Annotated in this window: 4 protein-coding genes; all 4 read left to right on the top strand. The window is 67.1% G+C overall.

Going from position 1 to position 10,223, the window contains the following annotated elements; all coding sequences use genetic code 11:
* The first annotated feature begins 341 nt into the window (after nt 1–341).
* The 4 genes from RLT57_RS12945 to RLT57_RS12930 all read left to right on the top strand — a co-directional run bounded on the left by RLT57_RS12945 (nt 342) and on the right by RLT57_RS12930 (nt 10,222).
* Nucleotides 342–2,399: a GNAT family N-acetyltransferase gene (locus RLT57_RS12945; RefSeq protein WP_311297545.1), complete on the top strand. Its 2,058-nt coding sequence runs from the start codon at nt 342–344 to the stop codon at nt 2,397–2,399.
* Entirely contained in the window at nt 2,396–2,875 is a 480-nt protein-coding gene (locus RLT57_RS12940; protein ID WP_311297544.1) for an ASCH domain-containing protein, read from the top strand. Before RLT57_RS12945 ends, RLT57_RS12940 begins: the two co-directional genes overlap by 4 nt.
* A 91-nt stretch (nt 2,876–2,966) precedes the next feature.
* Complete coding sequence (gene drmD, locus RLT57_RS12935) at nt 2,967–6,203, top strand: DISARM system SNF2-like helicase DrmD (protein ID WP_311297543.1); 3,237 nt, start codon at nt 2,967–2,969, stop codon at nt 6,201–6,203.
* Nucleotides 6,200–10,222: a DNA methyltransferase gene (locus RLT57_RS12930; RefSeq protein WP_311297542.1), complete on the top strand. Its 4,023-nt coding sequence runs from the start codon at nt 6,200–6,202 to the stop codon at nt 10,220–10,222. Before drmD ends, RLT57_RS12930 begins: the two co-directional genes overlap by 4 nt.
* Nucleotide 10,223: the final 1 nt, after the last annotated feature.

Genomic DNA, 10,223 nt, shown 5'->3' with positions numbered 1-10,223 from the left:
TCCCCTGACCTGCGGCGTTTGGGAAACTGCAGGTCAGGGGGTGGGTGGGGGTTGGTCTCGGGAGGTGGTTTTTCCATGATCGTCTCCCAATTTTCTCCCAGAGCCATGGGTCCTGACCTGCTCGATCACGCGCCTGGCCGTTGGCGGCGCGTAGCGGCCAACGAGCTCCCATCTGTGGGGCCGGGAGTAGTGATCACGTGGAGCTACTGCACTTTCGCGACCTGGCCGTCATCCGATCTAAATAGGTCAGATGTGACCAAGTGGTGGCCGGGTGTCGCTCGGGTTCGGCAGTATGCGCCCAGGGTGGGATCTGTCGGACTATGCCGAATTCGGAGGGGTGCATGGCGATCGAAGTACTGCCAGTGACAGGGGAGCAGCCGGAACTACTCGCTGCAGCCATTGCGCTTGGCAACCGCTACAAGAAACAGCTGGGCCTGCTCACGCCGCCCGCCTACCGCAAGTACGCCGACGACGGTGGGTTGCTGGTGGCGCTGGAGGGGTCCGAGGTCGTCGGGTACACACTTTTTGGCTTGCCCAAGCGCAACCAGCACGTGCGTCTCGCCCACCTCTGCGTGGCGGAGGAACGTCGGGGCAACGGGATCGCGGCACTTCTGATCGCAGAGCTGCGGCGCCGACAATCACGCCGTTTGGGTATCCGGGCGAGATGCCGACGGAACTACGACTTGGGCCCTATGTGGAGCAGCCTCGGCTTCGTCCCAAAGGGGGAGGGGCTGGGGCGCGGCGGCGACAAGGAGACCCTCGATACGTGGTGGCTCGATCTCGGCCACGACGACCTGTTCACCGAGGTGCAGAGCGATGCCTTGCTGGTCGTGGCGGTCGACCACAGCGTCTTCTTCGGGCTTCAGGGGTCGGGTGACGAGCAGGACGTCGAGGAATCGCGGGCCCTGGAGGCCGGCTGGCTTGCGGACCTGATCGAACTTGCTTACACGCCGCAGCTACTACTCGATGTACGGGAGATCGACGACCGGGCGGAGCGGACCCACCAGCGAGCTGCCCTGTCCCGGCTTCGTTCGGCCTCCCCGGAGAAGGCTTCGGTCTCCGCCCGCCAGGAGGAGCTGATCGCCGCGGTGAGCGAGCGCCTGGCGGACGTGCCGATCGACGACGACCTGGGCCGCCGGCTGCAGTACGTGGCCGAGGCAGCGGGCGCCGGTCTGCAAGTTCTGGCCACGCGTGATCCCGAGCTGAATCGGCTGACCGACCTCGTCTGGGACGTCGCGCGTGTCCGAGTGGTCTCACCGGCTTTGGTGACACAGCATGTCGATGAACTCCGCCAGGCCCAGGTCTACCGCCCGGCGGACCTCCTGGGTACCGCGTTCTCGGCTGAGGAGGTTGCCTTCGGAAACGAAGGGGAACTGGTCGCCTTCTTCGACCAGGCCGACGGCGACAGCGGTACCGCCTTCGCCGCGCGACTGGCGGCCCTCGGTTCCGACGGGGTTTTGTGGCACAGGGAGTTGCTGCGGGACGAGAGTGGCCACCCGGTGGCGCTTTACGCCTGGGCCATGGACGGGCCCACGCTGAACGTCGACCTCCTGCGGACGGCGGCACACCGACTGGAGGAGACGCTCGCTCGGCAGCTGCTCTTCATGCTCAAGCGGTTGGGCCGGGAGCGGGGTGCCCAAACTGTTCGCATCGCCGATCCGTACCTCTCGCCAGCTGCAAGGGCAGCTGCGGGCGCCGACGGTTTCGTTGAGGACGAGAAGGGCCTAACGGCGCTCGTTGTCGACCTGTGCGGACCGGCCGAAACGGTTTCCGCAGCAGCGGAAAGGATCGCGGCACGAGCGGGGCGTGCGGCGCCTCGTCTGGACGCCCAGGCATCTCCCGAGATTGTGAGTGTGGCGGAGCGAGCCTGGTGGCCCGCAAAGCTCATCGACACGGCCCTACCGTCCTTCGTCGCGCCGGTGAAGCCCCGCTATTCCGCGGAGCTCTTCGACGTGCCCGCCATGCTCCTGCCGCGGGATGACGTGCTTGGAATCAGCCGTGAGCACGTCTACTACCGGTCCGCAGGCCACCGCGGTGAGTCGGTTCCCGCTCGGATCCTCTGGTACGTCAGCGAGGGGAGCCCCGGGCAGCAGGGCAGGATGGTGATCGGCTGCTCACGGCTGGACGACGTGATTGTCGGCGATCCGGACACCCTCTTCTCGCGGTTCGAACACTTGGGCGTATACGGTCTTTCGGAAGTGCGTAAGCAGGCTGAACCGACCGGCAGTGTCATGGCGCTGAGGTTCTCGGACACGGAGATCTTTCCGGCACCGGTGGCGCATTCGCGTTTGGCCGCGCTCGCCCAGGGGCTGGGGCTACCGTTGTCGCTGATCACGCTGTCGAAGATCAGCAGCGCGCTGTTCCAGGCTGTGTACGAAGAGGGGCACCGAAAGACGTGAGTGATCCGGAGCGCGCGATGCTGCTGTCCGTCCACCCCCGGTTCGCCACGGCGATCCTGGCCGGGACCAAGACGGTCGAGGTGCGCCGGCAGCGCGTCGCAGCTCCGCCGGGAACGCCGGTGCTCCTCTACGCGACAGCGCCCACGATGGCCATCGTTGGCATGGCGCGGATCGCTTCCGTGCAGGTGGCTTCTCCGGGCGAGGTGTGGTCGGCCAGCCGTACGAGCGCGGGGATCAGCCGCCGCGAGTACGACGAGTACATGACCGGGGCGACCAGCGCCAGCGGCCTGAGCCTCGAAGAGCCGATCGCCTTCGACGCACCAGTGCCGTTGGCCGCGCTCCGCACCGCCGGCGCGTTCCACCCCCCGCAGAGCTACCGCTACCTGAGCGGTGAGGATCTCCGGAGGGTTGCGGCGGCCGCACCCGGTATTGAGGCCGCGCTGACAGGCGCAGTTTTGGCGGCCAGTGCCGAATGACTCCTCGGCGCGGCCGGGTCGGAGATACTGAGGGCTCGGTGGTCCGCGGCGCCGGTGGAAGCCGGCGCGTCGAGGAGACCACGCTCTGGCAATGACTGCCCTGGTGAAGGAGTTTGCCCAGGTGACGACCGCGACGGATGATGCGCAGGGAACGGCGACCGGCACCCCCGAGGGCGCACCGAGGGCCCGCCCGCCCCTGCCGGAGCCGGGGCAGGTCGTTAAGGTGCGGGGCTCCACCTGGGCCGTGTCCGACGTTCAGCGCCAGGGGCTGCCGCGAAGCCCCGCCGACGAGGGGTCTCCGGGGCTGACGCACGCAGTCAGCCTGCAGTCGCTCGACGAGGACCGGCTCGGGCAGGAGCTCACGGTCGTCTGGGAGCTGGAGGTCGGGCACACCGTCGCGCCCAATCAGGGCCTGCCGGAGACCGTGCGCGTGGAGGCGTTCGACGACCCCAACACCCTCGCCGCCTTCGTAGACGCCGTCCGTTGGGGCGCGGTGACCTCGGCAGATGCGGACTCGTACCAGGCCCCCTTCCGCAGCGGCGCCAACGTCGAGTCGTACCAGCTGGTGCCCCTCAGCCGTGCCCTGGAGTCCTCGCGTACGAACCTGCTGCTCGCAGACGATGTCGGCCTCGGCAAGACCATCGAGGCCGGCCTCGTCGTACAGGAGCTCCTGCTGCGGCACCGGGCGAGGTCCGTGGTGATCGTCTGCCCGCCGAGCCTGTCCCTGAAGTGGCAGGACGAGATGCGGGAGAAGTTCGGCCTCGACTTCGTCATCGTCAACAGCGAGCTGATGGCGAAGGTCCGGCGCAGCCACGGGCTGAACGCCAACCCCTTCCGCCTCTTCCCGCGGGTGATCGTGAGCATGGCGTGGCTGCCGTCGCTACGTGCCCAGCGCCTGCTCCGCGACGTACTCGCCGACGTCCGCAGCTCGACGACCGCCAGGCGGTACGCGTTCGACGTGCTCGTGGTCGACGAGGCCCACCACGTGGCGCCGGCCAGCCCGACGACCGCGCCCGGCCAGCGCGGCTACGCGGTGGACAGCAAGCGGACCACCGCCACGATGAAGCTCGCGGAGGCCTGCGAGCACCGGCTGTTCCTGAGCGCCACCCCGCACAACGGCTACTCGGAGTCGTTCACCGCCCTCCTGGAAATGATCGACGGCCGCCGCTTCACCCGAGGTGCGAGCATCGACGAGCAGGCGCTGCGGGACGTGATGGTGCGCTGGCTGAAGACCGACCTGCCGGACAAGGGGTTCAAGCCCAGAAAGCTCGGGACCCTCCCCTTCACCCCGTCCGAGAAGGAGCAGGAGCAGTTCGCGCGGCTGGAGCGGCTGCTGGGCGACAGCGCCCGCGCCAACGGCGAGGGAGCAGGCGGCGACATCGTCGCGATGCTGCTGAAGAAGCGTTTCCTGTCCAGCCCGTGGTCATTCGCCCGCACACTCGCACTGTACGGGGAAGCGGCGGGCGGCAACCGCCAACTCCGGATGGACGACGAAGACGACTACTACACGGAGGTCCTGGGCAGCGGCCAGTCTGATGAGGAGGAAGGCGCGGCAGAGCACCCCGAGTTCACCGCACTGCGGCACTCCAAGGGCTCTGACCCGCTGACGGCGGCCACCACGAACGAGATCGCCGAACTCATCGCGTGGGGGAGCAGCTACGAGCACAAGCCCGACTCCCGGCTGACGGAACTCCTGACCTACCTCAACGCCGTCTGCCGGCCCGACGGCACGTGGAACCACGAACGCGTCGTCGTCTTCACCGAATACGCGGCCACCCTCGAATGGATAGAGCGCATCCTCCGCCAGCGGGGCTACGACGACGTGCTGGAGGTCATCCAGGGCTCCACCCCGACGGACGAACGGGAGCGTATCCGCGCCCGGTTCACCGAGAGCCCCGACAAGCACCCGGTGCGGGTGCTGCTCGCCACCGACTCTGCCGGCGAAGGCATCGACCTCCAGACCCACTGCCACCGGCTGGTCAACTTCGACATTCCCTTCAATCCGTCTCGCCTGGAGCAGCGCATCGGCCGTATCGACCGCTACGGCCAGCCGGAGAACCCGGAGATCTTCCACTTCGTGCCCGTCTCGTCCTCCACGACATACGAGGCAGACATGAGGTTCATGGGCATCATCGCTACCAAGGTTGGTACTGCCACCGTGGACCTCGGCAGGGTCAACCAGGTCATCGACGCCGAGGTGCAGGAGCACTTCGCCCCTCTCCGCAAGACACGGAAGGCCAGGCTGACCGCACCGGACGACGGCAACGAAGTGATCACCCGTGTGCTGGCCGGCGGCATGGAACTCAACCGCAAGCTCACCCGTCTCTCCGAGACGTATCAGGAGAGCAAAGCGGCCATGCACCTCACCCCGGCCAACGCCCGGCGGGTGGTGGACACCGCGCTCACCCTGACCGCCCAACCGCCCCTTGTCGAGATCGGCGACGACCTCACTGATGCGCAGGTCTTCGAGATCCCCAACCTCGGGCGTTCCTGGCAACCGTCCCTGCGCGGCCTCGACACCCGGCTGGAGCCGGGGGTTCCGCGGCCCATCACCTTCGACAACCAGGCCGCCCAACACCGCACCGACCTCGTCCACATCCACCTTGGGCACGCACTCATGCAGCGTGCCACTCGCTACCTGCGCTCCGCGCTGTTCAGCGCTGACTCGCCGGTGCACCGGGTCACCGCCGTCGTCACTCCTGGTCTGTCCGAGTCCTGCGTCGCCGCTGTCTCGCGACTGGTACTGGTGGGCCGCGGTGGCCTGCGCCTCCACGAGGAGGTCTTCCTCACCGGTGTGCGCCTGCGCGGCCAGGCACTCGCGGAGTCGAAGGTCGAGCAGGTCCTCGACGAGACGCTCGACTCCGAGGACCTGCTGCTGACCGATGAGGTAGTACGGGTCAGGCTCGCCGCCCAGTGGAACGACGACGGTGGCCGGTTGCGCACCCGCCTGCTGGCGGCGATGGAACGCAAGAGCGCCAGCAGGCAGGAGAAGGTCACCGAAGCCCTCGCCCACCGTCGGGACGCCGATATCCAGGGCGCCCGGGAGATCTTCGACGCCTTCCGGATCAACCTGCGCGAGTCCCGCGACCGCCTGGAGCGGGCCATCCAGGCGGAGGACGAGCTGCTGTTCACCGACGACCAGCAGAAGCAGCGCCGACGCGATCTGCAACGCATGTACGAACGCCTCGACAGCCTGGACGACGAGGAGCAGCGCGAAGTCGCCGCGATCCAGGAGCGCTACAGCGACATCAAGCCGTACGTGTCCGCCGCCGCGGTCGTGTTCGCGCTGACCCCCGAAGACGCGGAGAACGGAGCGGTCAACGCATGAGCCGCAAGCACCCCCCGAGCGCCGCCGACCTGCACCGTGCCTGGCTCGAACTCGTAAATGCCGACGGCCCGTTCCTCGCGGTCCCCGCACTGGAACGTGTCTACCGGCAGGGCATCCCGCAGCCCGATGCCCGCGCCCTCGACGCCATCAAGGATGCCAAACCCGCCTTCGAGAAGGCGTGGGAGAACTGGGACGAGAACCGTGACGACCCGGCCGCCCTCGACCTCTACCGGGAAGCCCGCGACACCTGGGTGGACCTCGTCCTGCACCAAGGCCTGTGCTGGGGCGCCGAATACACCGCTCACGCCCCGGCCGCCGCCGAGGTCCGCTCACCCGACTACACCGTCACCGTCCGCGCCGACGGGGCCCTCATCCACGCGGACGCCGCGGTAGCCCTCGTCCTCGTCGCGGACCCGACGGACTCCCTGCGCGACCCCCTCACCGACGGCTGGTCGGCCAGCCACATCGACCGCATGGAGGAGCTGCTCCGCGCCTCGGACGTCCCGATCGGCGTCGTCACCGACGGCCGCTGGTGGGCGATGGTCAGCGCCCGTCCGAAGACCATGGTCGCCTCCGGCATCGTCGACGCACAGACCTGGATCGAGGAGCCGGCCACCCGCAATGCCTTCATCGAGCTCCTCCAACGTCGCCGACTGGTCGGCGGCAAGCCCGAGGACCGGCTGACCGAGCTCTTCGGCGAGTCCGTCACCGCCGCCGAGAAGATCACCGAAGCCCTCGGCACCCAGGTCCGCCGCGCCGTCGAACTCATTGTCCAGGCCTTGTCCGAAGGCGCCTTGGAAGCCCGCCGCCGCGGTGAGCCCGACCCGTTGCCAGACAAGCGCGGGGACGTCTACGAAGCCGCCGTCACGGTCATGATGCGCGTCGTCTTCCTGCTCTTCGCCGAGGAGCGCGGGCTCCTGCCGCAGGGCCGGCTCTTCGCCATGGGCTACGGCATCAGCGACGAACTCGACCTGCTCGACGCCCGCGAGAAGGAGGAAGGCGAGCAGTCCCTCGATGCCACCTTCCTGACCTGGCACCGCCTCCTCGCCACCTCCCAAGCCCTGTACCGGGGCGCGACCTTCGAAGACCTGCGGCTGCCCGAATACGGCGGCTCCCTCTTCGACCCGGCCCGCTACCCGTTCCTCACCACCTGCAACTCCCAGGACACTCTCGCCATCACGGTGAGCGACCGGGTCATGCTCGAAGTCCTGCGTGCCGTCCAGATCGCCCACCTGCCCGGCGGCGCGCGGCGGATCTCCTTCCGCGACATCGACGTCGAGCAGATCGGCTACATCTACGAGGGCCTGCTCGGCTACTCCTGCGAACCCGTCGAAGAGGTCATCGTCGGCCTCATCGGAAGCGCCGGCTCGGAGCCCGAGATCCCCCTCGCCGCTCTCGAAGAACTCGCCGCCGCCAAGCGCACGGAATCCGCGCTGGCCGACGCGATCCTCGCCTGGGTCAAGCAGGACCAGCCAGCGGCGAAGCCGCCGAGTAAACCCGCCCTCACCAAGGCCCTGAAGGCCGGCGACACCCTCGACGACACCGAGAACGCACTCCGCGACGTCACCGACGAACCCGAACTCCGCCACCGGCTGCGCCCGTTCATCGGCGTCATCCGCCGTGACCTGCGCAACCGCCCCCTCGTGGTCGAACCCGGCGGCGTCCTGCTGGTGGAAACCTCGTCCCGCGCCTCCGCGGGCGCGCACTACACGCCGCGCTCGCTGGCCGAGGAGGTCGTGCGGTACGCGCTGATGCCCCTCGTCTACTCGCCCGGCCCGCACCAGACCGCGGACCAGGACGCCTGGCGGCCGATCGACTCCGACCAGATCCTCGATCTCCGCATCGCCGACATCGCCTGCGGCTCGGGCGCCTTCCTCGTCGCTGCGGCCCGGTACTTGGCGGATCGGCTCGTCGAGGCGTGGCAGAGGGAGGGCGTCGCGCACGGGCGGACCCCTCATGACCTGCACGTCCACGCCATAAGGATGGTGGTCGCGAGCTGCTTGTACGGCGCGGACATCAACGGCATGGCCGTGGAGATGTGCAAGCTGTCGTTGTGGCTGGTCTCCCTGGACCCGAAGCTCCCGTTCTCCTTCGTGGACGACAAGGTGCTGCACGGCAACGCGCTGCTCGGCCTGACGGACGCGGAGCAGCTCCGCCGCCTGCACATCGACCCTGGCGCGGCCGACGACCGGCTCAGTCTCTTCTCCGTTGACATCGACGACGTCCTCGACCGCGCCAGTCGCCTACGCCGCCAGCTTGCGACAGAGGTAGATGACAGCGACCCCCAGCGCTCGGCCGCGTCGAAGCGCCGGCTGTGGCGCCGGTACCAGGAGCTGACGGAGAAAGCGGCGGACATCGCGGACGGGGTGATCGCGGCTGGCCTGCGGTGGGGCGGTAAGCCGGGGAGGCAGCTGAAGGCGGCGTACGAGGACCTTCGCATCGCGGTGGAGGCGGCGTATCCCGTCGGGGGCGGAGAGCCGGACCGGCGGATGCTCGACGGGATCCTGGAGGCCGGTCTCACACCGACGATGACGACGGATTACGAGCGGTGGAAGCCGTTGCACTGGATTCTGGCGGTGCCGGACGTGATGGAACGTGGCGGGTTCGACGCGGTGGTCGGGAATCCGCCGTTCCTGGGCGGTCCGAAACTCACTGGATCGATGGGGACGAACGTACGCGATTGGTTCGTCAGCGTGCTTGCGGGCGGGAAGAAGGGAAGTGCTGATCTTGTGGCGTACTTCTTTCTGCGGGCGCATGAAATTCTGACCGCGTGCGGCGACCTGGGACTTATTGCAACAAATTCTGTCGCCCAGGGTTTCAGTCGCAAGGTTGGACTTGATCAAATGGTGAGGAGTGGTTTTACTATCACTCGCGCGATTCAGAGTAACTCGTGGCCGGCTGCAAGCGCCAACCTTGAATATGCGGCTGTTTGGGGCACCAGGGGTGAAGTGGCCGAGGAGTCGATTAGAACTTCAGACGGTACTCCCGTGAAGCGGATCTCTACGCTGCTTGAGCCTGCGGGGAGAACCGATGAGGATCCGATTCGGCTCCTGGAGAACTCGAAACTTGCTTTCGAAGGGTGCAAGCCATACGGTTCCGGGTTCCTACTTACGGCTGAAGAGGCAGCGGAATGGATTGAGCGTGATGAGGCAAATGAAGACGTAGTATTCCCCTACTTGACGGGGGAAGATCTCAATTCCCGGTACGATGCTTCCCCGTCACGTTGGATCATTGACTTCTACGACCGTTCGGAGGAGGCGGCGAGGCGGTACACTCTGCCCTATGGACGCGTGTTCCGCGATGTGAAGCCGTCTCGACAGCAAGTAAATCGCAAAGTGCTGCGTGATCGGTGGTGGCAATACGGCGAGAAGCGTCCTGCCCTGCGAAAGGCTATCGTAGAGTTGCCAGAAGTTCTGGTGCTCACCATCCACAGTAGGACTGTTATGCCCGTACGGGTTAGGACCGGGCAGATCTTCAGTCATGGTCTCGGAGTATTCGCCACCGACTCGTATGCACTCGAGGCGATCCTATCGTCGAGTCCACACCAGGTTTGGGCCATCAAGTACGGATCGGGATTGCGAAGTGACCCACGGTACACGCATTCGGATGTGTTTGAGCCGTTTCCGCGACCTCCCGCGAATAAAATGCTTGATGAAATTGGGCGGACGCTCGATTGTGAGCGTCGCGAAGTAATGCTTCGTCGGGAGTTGAGCCTCACAAAGCTCTACAACCTCGTCAACGACCCCGACATCGCAGACTCCGCCGATCCCGATGTTGCCCGGCTCCGCCAGATCCACGTCGAGCTCGACCATGCCGTCATGGCGGCCTACGGCTGGGACGACGTTCCGCTGGACCACGGATTCCACACCTACCGCCAGATGCAGCGCTGGACAGTGAGCCCCGCGGCACGCGTTGAAATCCTGGACCGGCTCCTCGAAGAGAACCACCGGCGGGCTGCCGCGCAGGGCGATGTCAGTGCCCTGGACGACAATGACGGCAGCGAGGACGAGGAGGGCTAAA

This window comes from Streptomyces sp. ITFR-21 (genome assembly GCF_031844685.1).
Lineage (GTDB): Bacteria > Actinomycetota > Actinomycetes > Streptomycetales > Streptomycetaceae > Actinacidiphila.
Note: the sequence above shows the minus strand (reverse complement) of the source record. Positions and strands in the feature narration are given on the sequence as shown.